This is a genomic window from Mucilaginibacter defluvii, from assembly GCF_039543225.1.
Lineage (GTDB): Bacteria > Bacteroidota > Bacteroidia > Sphingobacteriales > Sphingobacteriaceae > Mucilaginibacter > Mucilaginibacter defluvii.
In genome coordinates this window covers 564,483-580,746 of sequence record NZ_BAABJI010000004.1, presented here as the reverse complement: position 1 = coordinate 580,746, position 16,264 = coordinate 564,483, and the positions used below count along the sequence as shown (strand labels likewise).

Genomic DNA, 16,264 nt, shown 5'->3' with positions numbered 1-16,264 from the left:
CTTTTTTAAATAGATGCTTTAGATTTTGGAAGCGGGCATGTAAAAAAACAGATACCATTTTATAAACGCAAGGTTATTAAATCGCGTATGTAAAAGCCTCGCTAATAGTATAAATTAAATTTTGTTATCTTGCAGCACTCACCCATAAGCAGAGACCGTGACATTCGAGGATTTTAATTTTAACAGTGATTTATTAGAGGGCGTTTTGAGCATGGGGTATACCAAGCCAACCCCCATACAGGAAATGGCCATTCCGGTTATTATGGAAGGTAATGACCTGATAGCCTGTGCCCAAACAGGTACCGGCAAAACCGCATCGTTTTTACTACCCGTATTAAATTTTATTACCGAAGAGCATAAACATTACACCACAGCGCTTATACTCGCCCCAACACGCGAACTTGCGCAACAAATAGATCAGCAGGTTGAAGGACTGGCTTATTTCACGGGCATCAGTTCGCTGGCAGTTTTTGGCGGGGGCGACGGTATTGTGTATGAGCAACAGCGCCGTGGCATACAAAACAACGTAAACATCATTATAGCCACACCCGGCAGGCTGATAGCTCACCTTACATCGGGCATATTAAAGCTTAACCACATACGCCACCTGATACTTGATGAGGCCGACCGTATGCTCGACATGGGTTTTCAGGACGATATTACGCGCATCATCAGCTATCTGCCTAAAAAAAAGCAAACGCTGTTGTTTTCGGCCACCATGCCGCCGCGGATACGCTCTTTGGCCAAAACGGTGCTACATAATCCGCAGCAAATAAACCTTGCCGTATCGCAGCCTGCCGTAGGGGTTGATCAGCAGGTATACTACATTTCCGATCAGCAAAAAAATGGCCTTGTAAAAATGTTGCTTCGCGATGGCAACTATAACAGCATCATCATATTCTCATCAACCAAGGATAAGGTGAAAGAGGTTTATAAAGAACTAAAAAGAAGCAATTTGAAGATCAGCGCCTTTCACTCCGATTTGGAGCAGGCCGAGCGGGAGCAGATATTATTGGAATTCAAAAACAAGAGCTTACCGATTATCATTGGTACCGATGCCCTTTCGCGCGGTATTGATGTGGAGGGGATAGACCTCGTAATTAACTATGATGTACCGCCTGATCCGGAAGATTATATACACCGCATAGGCCGTACAGCACGCGCCGCTACCACAGGTACGGCCATAACCCTGGTAAATCAGCGTGACCTACGCCGCTTTAAAAGCATTGAATCGCTCATAGAAAAAACAATAGAGCAAAAGCCGATACCTGCCGAGCTGGGTGAAGCGCCCGTATTAACGGAAGAAAAGAAGCCCCATTTTAAGCGTAAAAACAAACGCTTTGGTAATAAAAAGAAACCAACAAACAACCAATGAAATTAAGAACTATACTTTTAATGGGTGTGCTTGCTGCATCAACGCAACTGGCATCAGCCCAGGAGAAAAAGGAAACATCAGGCAACCCTATATTTGAGGGATGGTACGCAGATCCGGAGGCGGCTATATTTGGTAAAACGTTTTGGGTATACCCTACTTACTCGGCGCCGTACAATCAACAGGTAAAATTTGACGCTTTTTCGTCAACGGATTTGGTGCATTGGACCAAGCATCCAAGCATTGTTGATACTTCCGCTTTAAAGTGGGTTAAGCGCGCGCTATGGGCGCCTGCCATCACCAAAAAAGGTAATAAATACTATTTGTTTTTTGGGGCGAATGACATCCAGAACAATAACGAATATGGTGGCATAGGCGTAGCTGTGAGTGACAATCCAGCCGGGCCGTTTAAAGATCTTTTAGGCAAGCCGCTGATTGATAAGATTATCAACAAAGCTCAGCCTATCGATCAATTCGTATTTAACGACAATGGGAAGTACTACATTATTTACGGCGGCTGGGGGCAATGTAACATTGCCCAGTTAAATAAGGACTTTACAGGTTTAGTTCCGTTTGAAAACGGTGAAACTTATAAATTAATAACACCTGAAGGTTATGTGGAAGGACCGGTAATGTTTAAACGCAAGGGTAAATATTACTTTATGTGGAGTGAAGGCGGCTGGACAGGCCCTGATTACCGCGTAGCTTACGCCATCGGTGATTCTCCGGTAGGGCCGTTCAAACGCATAAATACTATCCTGAAACAAGATCCAACCATAGCTACCGGCGCAGGCCATCACGCTATGGTAAACATACCTGGTACCGATGAGTGGTATATTATTTATCACCGCCGCCCGCTTACCGAAACCGATGGCAATCACCGTGCAACCTGTATCGACCGTATTTATTTTGACGAGAATGGAGAAATAAAACCGGTTAAAATAACAAACGAAGGTGTACCGGCACGAATGATAAAATAAACAACAGTTTAAAATAAAAAAACCCGCTGGGCCTCGCGCCTGGCGGGTAACCAATTAAATTAAACTATACTTTTTATTGAAAAAAAGCCAAATCAATATGCTGCATTCAGCAGCTAAATTTTGGTTCGGATAACGGATAACTCAACGCCACCTGAACACTTATTACAATCAAAACAGCAATACTGTTATCGATTGAATTGCTACAAAAGTAACTCTATTTGCGCAATATTATTGTAATAATAACACTTTCTCATTTAATATTATTATCCGTTAATAACAAGCTTTTAGCAAAATTGGTTGTAAAAACGTTTTATATGTTCTTCAACGTACTTTTCCCGGTAAAAAATTCATCTCCAAAAAGACAGTAAATTTATTAAGTTAGCGGTATGATGCTGAAAAAGTTATTTGCTTTATGCCTTTCACTGATGTGTCATACCATAGGCTTCGCGCAACAAACCAAAAGCTTTGTAATTAGCGGCGAGGTAACTAAACAACAATTAATTACTGTTGACTCGCTCAAAAATACAAGGCATATATATTGATAGCCTGAACACAACTAGCCACACAGGCGCGTTTAAGCATAAAGATGAAAAACTGAAGGGCATTCTGTTAAAGGATGTACTAAGCAATACTAAGTTTAATGTTAGCAATCCCAAACTGCTAAGTGAGCTTTACCTGGTTTGTGTGGCAAGTGATGGTTATAAAGTAGTTTACTCCTGGAACGAGTTGTATAACACCGCTGTTGGTGAAACTGTATTTATGCTGGTTGAAAAAAATGGCGTTGATATTAACGTAATGCCTGAAAGTATTCAGATGCTTTCTGCAAGAGATTACAAAACCGGCAGGCGATATCTGCACAACCTGAGTAAAATTGTAGTAGCGAAAGCTCCCTGATCATTCTCCCATACTGATTCCGTTACCTGCAAAAACATCCAGTTCATGCGGATAATGGCTAACGATTATTGCGGTAGTTTGCATTTCGGCAAACAATCCGTTTAATGCCGGCAAAAACCTCAATTTGGTTTTGATATCCAATGCCGAAAATGGTTCGTCCATCAAAACCAGCTTTGGCTTTGTAGCAAGTGCACGAATAACCGCAAGGCGTTGCTGTTGCCCGCCTGACAGATGCATGGGTTTGTGATTAGCAAATGCTGTTAGTTCAGCCATGTGCAGCAGCCGGTTTATCCATTGTGCGCCCTTTGTAGCATATTGTAAATGCTGAAGTACAGTCATGTGCGGAAACAACGCATAATCCTGGAATACAAACCCGGCAAGGCGCTTTTGAGGTGATAGATTAATTTTTTCTTCCGTATCCAACCAAATAGAACCATTGACGGAAATACGCCCGAGTTCCGGTGATATGAACCCGGCTATTATCTTTAACAGCGTAGTTTTGCCTGCACCGGATGGCCCTGTAATTTTAGTAACCGTGTGTAACGGCAGTTTTCCGGTAAATTTTAATAATTGTCCGCCGTTGTCGATGTTCAGTTTTTTTTTGATGTCTATCTCAATCATTCCAACGGAGTTTTGATTTGTGTACGATTATAGATAAACACGCCGGTCAGCAATAAAAATGTAATGCCGAACAGTAACAACGCGTAATTGGCGGCAAGTAGAAAATCCATTTGCTCAACGGCATCATATACCGCTACGGATGCTACGCGTGTAACACCGGGTATATTGCCGCCAATCATCAGCACTACGCCAAATTCACCGAGTGTATGTGCAAAGGTTAATACCGCGGCCGTTAGCAAGGCCGGTTTAATATTGGGCAACAAAATATGTTTAAACGTTTGCCACTGCGATTTACCTAACGTATACGATGCCTGAGCTAACGAGGGAGGCAATTGCTGCAATGCTGACTTTACAGGCCCGGCCATAAACGGCAGGCTGTAGATTACTGAAGCTAATACCAAACCAGGGAAAGAAAAAACCAATTGCACATCAAAGGCTTCGTGCAGCCATTCGCCTAAACCCTGTTGCGGACTAAAAGCCAGCAGCAGATAGAAACCCAACACCGATGGCGGCAATACCAGTGGCATCGTGATCAGCACCTCAACCAGCATCCGGAATATAGTGCGCTTTTTTGACAACCACCATGCCAGCGGCAGGCAGATGACCAGCAACAATATAGTTGTTATTGTTGCTAATTTAAGTGATAACCATATAGGCGCAGCATCCATTTATTTTACCTGGTAACCGTATTGTTTAAAAATGCGCTTAGCCGCCGGGCTTAACAAAAACTCGTAAAATTTTTGGGCACCTGCTTTATTCTTTCCGGCTTTTAGTAGTACCATGGCCTGCTTTATGGGTGAATAGTTGTTGTTATCCATTTTAAGCCAGTATAGTTTGGTTTTCAATTGCGGGTCTCTAATCAAAGCTTCGGTTGTAAAACCTACTGATACCACGCCGGTTGTAATGTAGGTATTTACTTGCGCAATGCTTTCGCCATATACCAGCCTGGGTTTTAAGGTTGTCAGCAAAGCATCCGCTTTTAATACCTGTATAGCCGCTTTGCCATAAGGAGCAGTTGACGGGTTTGCTATTGCGATTTTTTGCGTGGATTTATCTGTCAGCCATTTTTTCCATCTCTTTGTATCAAAGGGCCGTTGACTGCATAAAATAAGGCTACCCAAGGCATAGACCATAGGTTTGTTAATGGAATAACCCTTATTATATAATGTTTGCGTAAAGGCCACATCGGCAGATAGAAAAATGTCATAGGGCGCGCCGTTCATCGACTGGGCCGTCAGTTTACCCGATGCACCGTGTATGGCTGTTACAGTGATGCCTGTTTGCTTCTTAAACTCGGCAGCAAGCGGTTTTATAACGCTTTGCAGATTTGCCGCGGCAGCTATCTTAACATCCTGCGCCATTGCAATTAATGACAACGCGACAAGCATTAGTAACAAAGAGCCCTTTTTATACAACATCATACATCAACAAATATAAAAGGCTGTAAATAAAAAAGGCTGCACCTGGAGGGCGCAGCCGGTAAATAAATACAATGGTCAGTTAATATTTATTAAAAATCTTGATTATAACTCTTCGTCGTGCTGGCTAACGTCAAGGCCGATAGCTTCCTCTTCAGGGGTAACACGTAGTTTTGAGATCAGGTCAGTAACTTTCAACAGGATGAATGAACCAACAAATGCGAATGCTGATACGCCGACTAAAGCGATAAGGTGGGTAACAAACAGTTTGGTATCACCATAAAACAGGCCATTACCGGTAGTGTTAGCGCTGTTTACATTAGTATGGGCAAATACACCGGTTAATAGCATACCTACCATACCACCAACACCGTGGCAAGGGAACACGTCCAGCGTATCATCAATGCTGGTTTTGCTGCGCCAGATCACTACCAGGTTACTTACTACCGCAGCAACAATACCGATAATTAATGAATGTGGAATGGTAACAAAACCGGCTGCAGGCGTAACGGCCACCAAACCAACCACCGCACCAATACAGGCGCCAACAACAGATGGCTTTTTACCGCGCAGCATATCAAAAAATATCCAGGCAATAGCAGCTGCGGCTGATGCTGTGGTTGTAGTACCTAAGGCTGTAGCGGCAAGTGCGTTAGCACCTAAAGCAGAACCAGCGTTAAAACCAAACCAACCAAACCATAGCAAACCGGTACCCAACAGCACGTAGCTGATACGGGCAGGCGCATGTGCTTTATCCGTACGTTGTTTAAGGTAGATTGCTGACGCTAAAGCCGCCCAACCTGCCGACATGTGTACTACAGTACCACCGGCAAAATCTAACACACCCAGTTTAAAGAAGTAACCCTCCGGGTGCCAGGTGGCGTGTGCCAACGGGGCGTAGATGAATACCATAAACAGGCAAAGAAAGATTACATAAGAATTAAAGCGGATACGCTCGGCAAATGCACCGGTGATAAGCGCCGGGGTAATTACCGCAAATTTCAATTGGAACATGGCGAACAATACCAATGGAATGGTTGGTGCCAATGGCCAGGTGTCATTACCCAGCATTCCCTTCATCATAAAGAAGGTTGAAGGGTCGCCCAGGAAGCCGCCGAACATGTCTTTACCGAAAGCAAGGCTGAAACCAAATACCACCCAAAGGATAGTAATGATGCCCATACATACAAAGCTTTGCATCATGGTAGAAAGAACGTTCTTTTTGCTCACCATACCGCCGTAAAAAAAGGCCAGGCCCGGGGTCATGATGAGCACTAACGCGGTACTCACTAACAGCCATGCGGTATCGCCGCTGTCAATCTTGCTGTCGGCAATAGTGGTTACATCAACAGATGGATAGAGCAGTGCGAGCACCACAACTACCACCAGCAGTAAAAAAGGTAAGATTTTTTTCATTTGTGTTTTTTAGTTAGGGTTAATTTATCGGATTTATATTTTAAAAGGGGTTAATTCAATTTACTATTCATTCAAAATCAATTTTTAAAAATCAAAAATACCATAAAACAATTATTTAGGACTTGAACATCTACACACAAGCACGATGTTTTATTTATAAAAACACGAAACATAGCAATATATCCTAAATATCACTCTTTGAAGTAGCGACAATTACATTTTATAATGCAATATGATAATAATTATTGAAAATTGCAGTCAATTTTAACAAATTTTTAAAAATATACAAGAATTTATTCAATCATTTTTGAAAAAAGCCTCATTTAATTCGACGTTTTGAATACTAAACAACAAATACCCTAGTAACAACACCCCAAACGACCGGTAATCATCAACTAAAATCCTGTGAATAAAAAAGGGGATAAGCAACTTTTCTTGCTTATCCCCTTTTTATGTCGGTTGGCTTACTGTTTAGTTTTCTACTGCCGAAAATATCTCTAATAAAATATTCCACTTGTGCCTCTTATCCATCTCCCAAACGCGTACGTAATTAAAGTTACTTACGATGTTGCCTTTTTTTATACGGGCAGTACCGTAGCTGTAAGCCAGATCACTGCTTGCTGAACGGCCTGCGTTAACAGTGGTGCCTGTAATATATATAGCCTGGTTCTGCACAAAGCGCATAACCTGATCCTGCCCGGTCATGGCTTCAAAGCCCGGGAAATAATAACGGCCTTCCGGACTTAAAAACTCCTTATAAGCGCCGGCGGTCGATTTTAAAAGCGCATCGTTAAATTGCTTGTCAGTAGCCAGAATGATATTTTTTCCTTTAAACGGATCTTTACTTGCCGAAGCCTTAACAGCTTCCGGATCTTTTATATCCTCAATAGTTTCCTTCGTAGGTTCTGGGTGCTGAATGCCCAGATCAATCAGTAATTTTAATTTACCTTGGGCATCGCTGCGCCAAATGGATACGTATTCGCCATATATTTTATCGTCATCCTTTTTACTGTTTTGATAAATGTATGGCCCTGCGGTAAAGGCTAAGTCGCCACTGGCAGATATACGTGCAAATTTAGGCTGCCAGGTAAGTAAACCCGGCTGCTTGGCAATAGTGCCATAAAACTCACTTATTTTAACCGCGTTAGGTTTAAAAACAATACCTTCCGGATCGGCAACGGCTAAAAAGCCATCTTTAATGCCTTTGCGCGCTATCAGTTTTTCAAAAGCATTTTCTGCGGCTATAACGGTTTTTACTTCGGCCGGTGCACCACTTTGCGCGCTTGCGGTTTGTGCTGCCACAAAGCCATTACAGGTAAACAGAATACCAGCGGCTAATAGTAGTTTTTTCATAAATATGTGTATGGTGTATGTTGATTAATTTGACAGATGTAACTTTAACGAATAATATGATACGTAATTATATCTGCCTGTAATTTATAAACAGTTTAAGCTTTGCTCCAGGTAGTACCTTCCTTACCGTCTTTCAACTGAAATCCTATTTGCTGCAAGCCGTTGCGTATTTTGTCTGACGTGGCATAGTCCTTATTTACCTTGGCTTCATTACGCAGGTCAACTATAAAGTCCATTATTTTTGGCAGGTCGTCATTCTCAGTTTGCTCGTCTTTCAAACCTAAAACATCAAACACAAAGGTGCGCATCATGTTTTTAAGCAGCTCTAAATTTTTCGTGTCGATCTTCAGCTTGTTATCATGTACCGAATTAATGATGCGCGATGCCTCAAACAACTCGGCAATCAACACCGGGCTATTAAAATCATCATTCATAGCATCATAGCAACGGTCAATCAGTGGCTGTATCTCCACCTCAGTCGAGGGGCTGGCTTTCAATCCGTCGAGCAAACTCAGTGCATTCATCAGGCGTTTAAAACCTTTTTCGGATGCTTCCATGGCTTCGTTACCAAAATCGAGCGTGCTACGGTAATGTGCCTGTAACATAAAAAAGCGCACCATCATCGGGCTGTAGCCCTTGCTCAATATATGGTTGTTGCCTGAGAATAGTTCATGCGGCAAAAAGCTGTTACCTAATGATTTTGACATTTTTTGCCCGTTAACCGTCAGCATATTGGCATGCACCCAATAGCGCGCCGGATTTTTACCGCAACAAGCCATGTTTTGCGCTATCTCATTTGTATGGTGTGTAGGCACCAGATCCAACCCGCCACCGTGGATATCAAACTGATCGCCCAGGTATTTATGGCTCATGGCCGAGCACTCCAGGTGCCAGCCTGGGAAGCCCACACTCCAGGGCGACGGCCATTTCATCAGGTGCTCCGGTTTAGCTTTTATCCATAAGGCAAAATCAAGTTTGCCGTGTTTTTCGTCCTGCCCGCCCAGGGTACGGGTATTGTTCAGCATATCTTCCAGGTTTCGGCCACTAAGTACGCCGTAATCCTGGCTGCTGTTGTATTTCTCTACATCAAAATATACCGATCCGTCAACCTCATAAGCCAGGCCTTTATCTAATATGCCTTTTACCATCTCAATCTGCTCAATAATGTGGCCGGTGGCGGTAGGTTCAATGCTTGGCGGAAGGGTGTTAAAGGTTTTCATTACCTCTCTGAAGCCAACCGTGTATTGCTGCACCACTTCCATAGGCTCCAACTTTTCAAGCTTTGCTTTTTTGGTAATTTTGTCTTCCCCCTCGTCAGCATCGCCCTCCAGGTGGCCAGCATCAGTAACATTACGAACGTAGCGTACTTTATAGCCCAAATGCTGCAGGTACCTGAAAATTAAATCGAAAGATATATAAGTACGGCAGTTGCCCATGTGTACATCGCTGTAAACAGTTGGGCCGCAAACGTACATGCCTACGTGAGGCGCGTTAAGCGGTTTAAATTCTTCTTTTTTACGTGTTAAAGTATTATAAACAAATAAGTTTTGTTTCATATAAGCGCAAACTTACAAAACCCCCTCTAAATGTATGCCCAACGTTGCTATATTTTATACAAGTATGATGATAGGCGCGCGTTTATTTCAGCACCACATCGCTAAAGAGCGGATAATGATCAGATAATTTTTTTTCGATGATGCGATAACCGGCAATATCAAACTGCGGGCTGGCCAGTATGTAGTCTATCTGGTAATTGGGGAAACTGCCGTTGTAGGTACGGCCAATGCCCGACCCCTTTTCCCTGAAAGCATTTTTTAATCCTTTGGCCATGGTGTTAACCGCGAATGATGTGGGCGTATCATTAAAATCGCCCATGATGATATAAGGATGCGGACAAGCCAAGGCATGTTCCTTTACTTTAAAAACCTGCTCGCTGCGTTTTATAAAAGCGGTTTTGAGTTTACCGCCAAGGCGGCGGCTGGCCGTCATGCTGGCTTTACCTTTTTGCGATACGGTATCCAGGTAGCGGTAATCATCGGGGCCAAAATTTACCGATTGCAGGTGAACATTGTAAATCCTTATCTTTCTACCTTTATAATCCAGGTCCGCATATATGCATTGATTATCAGTGTTTTGACTGGTAAAGGTTATAGAACCCGTATTAAGTACCGGGTATTTGCTGAAAATAGCCATGCCGATATCTTCCTGCTGACTGGAATGTATGGGTTTAAAAAAATAGTGGCTGCTTTGCATCAGCTTTGTAAGCGAATCGGTAAGGGCATACTTGCCGCGCTTGCGGGTAAAAAACTCCTGGAAGGTAATTACATCGGCTTGCTGCTCAGCCAAAAGTTTCAAAATATCATGCCGTGTAGCCGAATCGTTCTCAAAACCGTATGGCTTAAAATTGTGCACATTATAAGTAAGCACCCGCATGCTGTTAGCGGTAGCTTTACTATCGCCTGATGCCCGAAAACCGATGTTATTGAACAGGATATTATACCCGAGTGCTATAGTGACAATTGATATGACCGCATAACGGCTTCGGCGGAATAACCAGTATATGATAATAAGAATGTTGACCAGCAGTATAAAAGGGTAGGCCAACCCAAAAAAAGCGATTACCCAACTTTTAGCCGGATTAATTATAGGCGCCAGGTAGCTAATAAGCAACGCCGCGCAAAGCAGGATATTTATCCACAAAAAAATGCGGTCAAAAAAACTGGCTTTCTTTTTTTTAGCGTTCATCCTTGCTGGCCCGGAACAGTACTTCCTTCTCCTGGCGGGTAAGGTTGTCATATCCCGATTGTGAAATTTTGTCTAATATACGGTCAATTTCGTCCTGTGCAGGGTAGGATGAAGCAGTTTTTTCGGGGTTTTTTGAAACCACGCGCATTTTGGGTTTCGGCTTAAACAGGTTGTTAACGTTGCCCACCCAATCGCTGCCACGTTGCAGGCGCTTTATATAGATAAAGCCTAACAACGCGCCCCCTAAATGGGCAATGCTACCGCCTGCGTTGCTACCGGCCATGCTTAAAAAATCTATCAGTATATAAAATATAGCCAGCCATTTTAATTTAACCGGACCGAACAAAAACAGATGGATGGTATAATCAGGCAATAAGGTGGCTGTGGCAATAATAATAGCCATTACTCCTGCGGACGCGCCAACAACACTCGCATTTGCGCCCTCAAAGGCCGGTATGGTATTAAAAGCTAACACAAAAAAGAACGCTCCTGCTAATCCGCCCATCAAATACAAGCCTATGGTACGCTTATGGCCCAGATATTCTTCAAATATTTGCCCCATCCAGTATAGCCACAGCATGTTGAACAGGATATGGAAAATATCGGCATGTATAAACATGTAAGTAACCGGAGTCCAAAAACGATGCAATAACTCATTGAACTGGGCAGGCAGTTGTAAATATTCATGGCTGAAGGCAATAATCCTGCTATTTCCGAAACCAGATACAAACAACTGTTCAAACACCGCTGGTATGTTAATCAGCAAATAAACCGCCACGTTAATGCCGATCAGCAAGAACAGTTTACTTTGTGTATATTTTATCTTATAAGATATATTTTGCCAGAGTGTCATGGTTGATAACTCCCGTATGTTTTTAATAGAAATTCCTTGAGCTGCGGTAACCCCATATTTTCAGCAGTATAAATCCGAACAGCGCACCACCTATGTGTGCGAAATGCGCAACTGAATCGCCCGGAGAATTACGCACACCAAGAACGAGCTCTATAAGCATATAACCCGTAACTACATATTTTGCTTTAACAGGAATCGGAATAAAGAAAATAAATACTTCGGCATTAGGAAACAGATATCCAAACGCGAGCAATATGCCAAACACTGCTCCTGAGGCGCCTAATACAGGGGTGCTATAAATATCTCTTACTTTTATAAGCCCAGCTACATCATCAACATTGCCGGCGTTAACTGTATTTGCAGTGAACGATCCGAGTACGGAGTAAACCTCCAGCCCTTGTACAAACATATGTAATGCAAGTGCTCCTAAGCCTGTAATAAAATAATACTCTATAAAGCGCTTGATGCCTAACGTTTGCTCAATCACAGTTCCGAACATAAAAACAGCTATCATATTGAACAATAAATGCTCAAATGACCCATGCATGAACAAGTACGTTATAGGTTGCCAAAATTTAAAAAAAGGCGAGTCGAAATAAAATGCGGACAGATGCTCAACTAAACCTAATTGTTTTAGGCTTATGGTTGCTATAAAGAAGATTACATTAATTATGAGCAGGTTTTTTACCGCCGGGGTAAGATTAAATTGCATGTTAAGCCTTTTTGTATAAATATAGCTATTATAAAAGTTGTTACTTTTCAAATCGCTCTAAAATTTCATTCATGGTAAAGGTGCTGATCACCGGTTTTCCGTTCAGAGCCACGTTAGGCATCTGACAGGCAAAAAGCTGATCGATCAGCAAATTCATTTCCTCGAGCGATAGCTTGGTACCCGCTTTTATGGCAGCGTTACGAGCCAATGAACGGGCAAGGTTATCGCGTTTATTTAACTTTAAAACTGCCTGGTTGTTTTTAAAACCTTCAAGCAAATGCTCTAAAAGTTCGTGCTCGCTGGCATTGTTTAGGTCGGCAGGTATGCCCTCAACCACCACCGTATTTTTGCCGAACTCACGTATATCAAAACCCAGTGACTTTATATCAGGCAGCAACTCCCTTAATAACTCAAAATCGCTGCTGTTTAGTGTAACCGATTGCGGGAAAAGACTTTGCTGGCTGGTGCCCGAATGGCTTTCCAGTTGCTGCAAAAAACGTTCGTATAAAACCCGCTCATGCGCCGCCTGCTGGTTGATCAGCATAAAGCCTGATTTTATTTGCGACAGTATAAAACGGTTATGTACCTGGAACAACTGGCGTTCGCTGGCCTTGTTCACATCCTGCTCGTTAACGCTTATCAGCTGCTCGGTATGCAGATCCTGCTGTACGGCCTGCTCTCGCTTGCTGATCTGGTAAAGCGTATCCCAGTTTTGCGGTATGGGCGCCTGGCGGTAGCTGCCTCCTCCTCCGTTACCATTGCTCCGGGTTAAGTTACTGTCGCGCAAAAAAGGGTGTTCCTCGCGCGCCGGTTGTCTTACTTCAGAAGCAAAGGGGTTAAAATCGGGATTTACCGTAATGGTTGGCGGTACTATTTCGCCCAGCGGCTTTTCGGTTATAAGGTGGCCGATGCTGTTCTCCTGGTCAAAATCAATGGTAGGCGTAATGTTATACTTACCTAAAGCCCTTTTTACCGCTGAGCGGATGATGGCGTAAATGGCTTTTTCGTCCTGATATTTTATCTCAGTTTTAGTGGGATGCACGTTGATGTCAATCTTAGCCGGGTCGATATCAATAAACAACACATATAACGGAAAACTATCCTCCGGTAACAACTCCTCAAAAGCGGTCAGCACCGCATGGTTAAGGTAAGCATCGCGGATAAAGCGGTTATTTACAAAGAAGAATTGTTCACCCCTTGTTCTGCGGGCAAACTCAGGCTTGCCCACAAAGCCATGTAATTTTATAATAGTGGTGTCTTCTTCAACCGGCACTAAACGCTGGTTGTAGTTGTTACCCAACAAATGTACAATACGCTGTTTTAAGCCTGACGCGGGCAAATGGTAAACTTCCTGCCCGTCATGGTGCAGTGTTAAAAACACCTGCGGGTTAGCCAGCGCTACGCGTTGAAATTCGTCGATAATATGGCGCATCTCCACCGGGTTACTTTTTAAAAAGTTACGGCGGGCGGGTGTATTATAAAACAGGTTTTTCACGGAGATGGATGTACCGGTCGCAGTAGCGCAGGGTTCCTGGCTGATCACTTCAGATCCTTCAATGGTGATGCACGTACCCAGTTCATCCTCATGTCGACGGCTCTTTAGTTCTACCTGCGCAATGGCCGCTATGGATGCCATAGCCTCGCCCCTAAAACCCATGGTGCGAATGGCAAACAGATCATCAGCCTTACGGATTTTTGACGTGGCATGGCGTTCAAAGCACATGCGCGCGTCGGTCATGCTCATACCACAGCCATTGTCAATCACCTGGATCAGCGACTTACCGGCATCTTTTAAAATAAGCTGTATCTTATCTGCCCCGGCATCAATGGCATTCTCTATCAGCTCCTTTACAGCTGACGCCGGGCGCTGCACCACCTCGCCTGCGGCAATCTGGTTGGCAACGGAATCGGGTAAGAGCTGTATAATATCGGGCATGAGATAGAAAAAATTAAATTCAGGGTGTAAAATTAATCAATTGACGGCATAACTTTACGGTTTGTGGATTGTAATAAAACATGTATCTGTAAATATCAGTCTGTAAAAAATACCGTTACTAATTGTATATGAGAAAAAACCAGTGGGGCGCCATGCCCTGTATGTTAGCACTGTTTATAATGTTCAATTCGGCCTGCGCGCAAAACCCGCCCATGAGCGCCGTAACCTACCTGAGCGAAGAAAAGCAAACCGAACAAAGCACGGTATTGCTTAACAACGAAAGCCAATTGGTGCCGCTTAAAAACCTGGATAGTATAAAAATTGCCAGTGTAAATTTCTCAAACACATATGCCACACAGTTTGATAGCCTGCTGAACAAATACGCCGAAGTGCGTTCATTTAACGGTGCAGACTATCTTGGCCAAAAAACTATTAATGACCTGGCCCAGGATCTCAAGTTTTACAATACCCTCGTTATCCAGCTTACTGATATTGATCTGAACAATCCGCAGGTTATCAATTTTATAGCCCTTAACCGCAAGCTAAAAAAGGTGGTCATCGCATTATTCGGCAACGGCAACGCGCTGGCTAAATTAAATAATGAGCAAAACCCTATTATCTGGAGCAGCAGGTTAACACCAATGTCCGCAGGATATGTGGCACAAGCTATTTTTGGCGGCGTACCGCTATCACAAAAGCTACAGCAAACCTTTTCGCCCAAATATGTAGCCAACAGCGGCTTTGCTACACTTAAAACACGATTACAATACACCATACCCGAGGCAGCAGGGATAAATTCGAACAACCTGACCGAAATTGATAATATTGCCGCCGAGGCCATGCGCCAGCAGGCAACGCCGGGGTGTGTGGTATTGGTGGCCAAGGATGGTAAAGTGATCTTTAATAAGGCATACGGCTATCACACTTACAGCGCCGATGAGCCTGATAAAATCGCCGATATTTTTGACCTGGCATCCGTTACTAAAATTGCTGCGACCACCATGGAAGTGATGCGCCTTACCGAGCAGGGTAAGCTGAGCCTCGATTCTACCATGGGCGATTACTTGCCGATAGCTCGCGCCACTAATAAGAACAACATTCGCGTACGCGAACTGATGCTGCATCAGGCAGGTTTGGTGCCTTACATTCCGTTTCATGATCGTATAAAGCCTACGGATCATAGTGGCGATTCATCAGCGGTATTTAATACTAAAGTGGCTGATGGTTATTACGTGCGTAAGGGGTTTTATAGTGATTACATGCTGCCCACCATGCTTAAAACCGGTTTACGTACCCGCGGACAGTATGAGTACAGCGATCTGAGCATGTATTTTATGAAGGAGATCGTGGAATCTATCACGGCTGAACCTCTGAATAAATATGTACAAACCGAGTTTTATAACAAGCTGGGTATGCAAACCGCGGGCTTTTTGCCACGCAACAGGTTTAATGTTGACCGTATAATACCTACCGAGGATGATACCTATTTCAGGCATACCCTGCTCGAGGGTTATGTGCATGACCAGGGTGCGGCTTTAGCCGGCGGTGTATCAGGCCATGCGGGTTTATTTGCTGACGCGAATGACCTGGCCATATTGTTCCAGATGATGCTGAACAAAGGAACTTACGGTGGCGTAAAATATTTTAAACCCGAAACGGTAGAGCAGTTCACGGCTAAGCAATCAGCGGTTAGTCGACGGGGCTTGGGTTTTGACCGCTGGGATCCTATCGCAACCCGTCATTATCCATCCGAACTGGCATCAGATCAAACTTATGGACACACCGGTTATACCGGCACTTGTGTTTGGGTTGATCCGAAATATAACCTGGTGTACATCTTCCTGTCAAACCGGGTGCATCCAAAGGTTACCGAAAAATTATCCAGCTTGCGTATCCGCCCACGTATACAGGATGTGGTTTACAAAGCCATTGAAAAGGGTTTATAAACCCAATATAGTTAGCCC

At 43.5% G+C, this 16,264-nt stretch carries 14 protein-coding genes; 4 read left to right on the top strand and 10 right to left on the bottom strand.

Annotation, left to right across the window (positions count from 1 at the left end; translation table 11 throughout):
• The first annotated feature begins 157 nt into the window (after nucleotides 1-157).
• The 3 genes from ABD960_RS19585 to ABD960_RS19575 all read left to right on the top strand — a co-directional run bounded on the left by ABD960_RS19585 (nucleotide 158) and on the right by ABD960_RS19575 (nucleotide 3,246).
• Nucleotides 158-1,375, top strand: coding sequence for a DEAD/DEAH box helicase (locus ABD960_RS19585; RefSeq protein ID WP_345333967.1), 1,218 nt, complete (start codon nucleotides 158-160; stop codon nucleotides 1,373-1,375).
• Nucleotides 1,372-2,352 (top strand): glycoside hydrolase family 43 protein, encoded by a 981-nt coding sequence (locus ABD960_RS19580; protein ID WP_345333965.1) that lies wholly within the window; start codon nucleotides 1,372-1,374, stop codon nucleotides 2,350-2,352. The genes ABD960_RS19585 and ABD960_RS19580 overlap by 4 nt, the downstream gene beginning before the upstream one ends.
• Nucleotides 2,353-2,859: 507 nt before the next feature.
• The gene (locus ABD960_RS19575) at nucleotides 2,860-3,246 is read left to right on the top strand and encodes a hypothetical protein (RefSeq protein WP_345333963.1); all 387 of its coding nucleotides are present in this window, start codon (nucleotides 2,860-2,862) and stop codon (nucleotides 3,244-3,246) included.
• On the opposite strand, the gene ABD960_RS19570 is transcribed toward ABD960_RS19575, so the two are convergent.
• The 10 genes from ABD960_RS19570 to mutL form a co-directional block, all read right to left on the bottom strand.
• The gene (locus tag ABD960_RS19570) at nucleotides 3,247-3,867 is read right to left on the bottom strand and encodes an ATP-binding cassette domain-containing protein (RefSeq protein WP_345333961.1); all 621 of its coding nucleotides are present in this window, start codon (nucleotides 3,865-3,867) and stop codon (nucleotides 3,247-3,249) included. It lies immediately after the preceding gene.
• On the bottom strand, nucleotides 3,864-4,535 hold the full coding sequence (modB, locus tag ABD960_RS19565; RefSeq protein ID WP_345333959.1) for a molybdate ABC transporter permease subunit: 672 nt from the start codon (nucleotides 4,533-4,535) through the stop codon (nucleotides 3,864-3,866). Before modB ends, ABD960_RS19570 begins: the two co-directional genes overlap by 4 nt.
• A complete protein-coding gene (gene modA, locus ABD960_RS19560) occupies nucleotides 4,536-5,255 on the bottom strand; it encodes a molybdate ABC transporter substrate-binding protein (protein WP_345333957.1) in 720 nt (239 codons plus the stop codon). It abuts the gene before it with no gap.
• A 135-nt stretch (nucleotides 5,256-5,390) separates the two neighbouring features.
• Nucleotides 5,391-6,701, bottom strand: coding sequence for an ammonium transporter (locus tag ABD960_RS19555; protein WP_345333955.1), 1,311 nt, complete (start codon nucleotides 6,699-6,701; stop codon nucleotides 5,391-5,393).
• 471 nt (nucleotides 6,702-7,172) lie between these two features.
• The gene (locus ABD960_RS19550; RefSeq protein WP_345333953.1) at nucleotides 7,173-8,054 is read right to left on the bottom strand and encodes a DUF4440 domain-containing protein; all 882 of its coding nucleotides are present in this window, start codon (nucleotides 8,052-8,054) and stop codon (nucleotides 7,173-7,175) included.
• Nucleotides 8,055-8,149: 95 nt separating this feature from the next.
• Nucleotides 8,150-9,610 carry a cysteine--tRNA ligase gene (gene cysS, locus ABD960_RS19545; RefSeq protein ID WP_345333951.1) on the bottom strand — a complete coding sequence of 487 codons (1,461 nt, stop codon included), beginning with the start codon at nucleotides 9,608-9,610 and terminating at the stop codon, nucleotides 8,150-8,152.
• Between the two features lie 82 nt (nucleotides 9,611-9,692).
• Nucleotides 9,693-10,799 carry an endonuclease/exonuclease/phosphatase family protein gene (locus ABD960_RS19540; RefSeq protein ID WP_345333949.1) on the bottom strand — a complete coding sequence of 369 codons (1,107 nt, stop codon included), beginning with the start codon at nucleotides 10,797-10,799 and terminating at the stop codon, nucleotides 9,693-9,695.
• Nucleotides 10,789-11,652 carry a rhomboid family intramembrane serine protease gene (locus ABD960_RS19535; RefSeq protein WP_345333947.1) on the bottom strand — a complete coding sequence of 288 codons (864 nt, stop codon included), beginning with the start codon at nucleotides 11,650-11,652 and terminating at the stop codon, nucleotides 10,789-10,791. The genes ABD960_RS19540 and ABD960_RS19535 overlap by 11 nt, the downstream gene beginning before the upstream one ends.
• Nucleotides 11,653-11,674: 22 nt before the next feature.
• A complete protein-coding gene (locus ABD960_RS19530) occupies nucleotides 11,675-12,364 on the bottom strand; it encodes a rhomboid family intramembrane serine protease (RefSeq protein WP_345333945.1) in 690 nt (229 codons plus the stop codon).
• A 40-nt stretch (nucleotides 12,365-12,404) separates the two neighbouring features.
• Complete coding sequence (gene mutL / locus ABD960_RS19525) at nucleotides 12,405-14,300, bottom strand: DNA mismatch repair endonuclease MutL (RefSeq protein ID WP_345333943.1); 1,896 nt, start codon at nucleotides 14,298-14,300, stop codon at nucleotides 12,405-12,407.
• A 128-nt stretch (nucleotides 14,301-14,428) separates the two neighbouring features.
• Between mutL and ABD960_RS19520 the strand changes: the two genes are divergently transcribed.
• Complete coding sequence (locus ABD960_RS19520) at nucleotides 14,429-16,246, top strand: serine hydrolase domain-containing protein (RefSeq protein ID WP_345333941.1); 1,818 nt, start codon at nucleotides 14,429-14,431, stop codon at nucleotides 16,244-16,246.
• The last annotated feature ends 18 nt before the right edge of the window (nucleotides 16,247-16,264 follow it).

Coding starts and splice junctions, on each gene's coding strand:
- ABD960_RS19580 (WP_345333965.1), top strand. CDS start 1,372: ATGAAATTAAGAACTATACTTTTAATGGGTGTGCTTGCTGCATCAACG.
- ABD960_RS19570 (WP_345333961.1), bottom strand. CDS start 3,867: ATGATTGAGATAGACATCAAAAAAAAACTGAACATCGACAACGGCGGA.
- modB (WP_345333959.1), bottom strand. CDS start 4,535: ATGGATGCTGCGCCTATATGGTTATCACTTAAATTAGCAACAATAACA.
- modA (WP_345333957.1), bottom strand. CDS start 5,255: ATGCTTGTCGCGTTGTCATTAATTGCAATGGCGCAGGATGTTAAGATA.
- ABD960_RS19555 (WP_345333955.1), bottom strand. CDS start 6,701: ATGAAAAAAATCTTACCTTTTTTACTGCTGGTGGTAGTTGTGGTGCTC.
- ABD960_RS19550 (WP_345333953.1), bottom strand. CDS start 8,054: ATGAAAAAACTACTATTAGCCGCTGGTATTCTGTTTACCTGTAATGGC.
- cysS (WP_345333951.1), bottom strand. CDS start 9,610: ATGAAACAAAACTTATTTGTTTATAATACTTTAACACGTAAAAAAGAA.
- ABD960_RS19540 (WP_345333949.1), bottom strand. CDS start 10,799: ATGAACGCTAAAAAAAAGAAAGCCAGTTTTTTTGACCGCATTTTTTTG.
- ABD960_RS19535 (WP_345333947.1), bottom strand. CDS start 11,652: ATGACACTCTGGCAAAATATATCTTATAAGATAAAATATACACAAAGT.
- ABD960_RS19530 (WP_345333945.1), bottom strand. CDS start 12,364: ATGCAATTTAATCTTACCCCGGCGGTAAAAAACCTGCTCATAATTAAT.
- mutL (WP_345333943.1), bottom strand. CDS start 14,300: ATGCCCGATATTATACAGCTCTTACCCGATTCCGTTGCCAACCAGATT.
- ABD960_RS19520 (WP_345333941.1), top strand. CDS start 14,429: ATGAGAAAAAACCAGTGGGGCGCCATGCCCTGTATGTTAGCACTGTTT.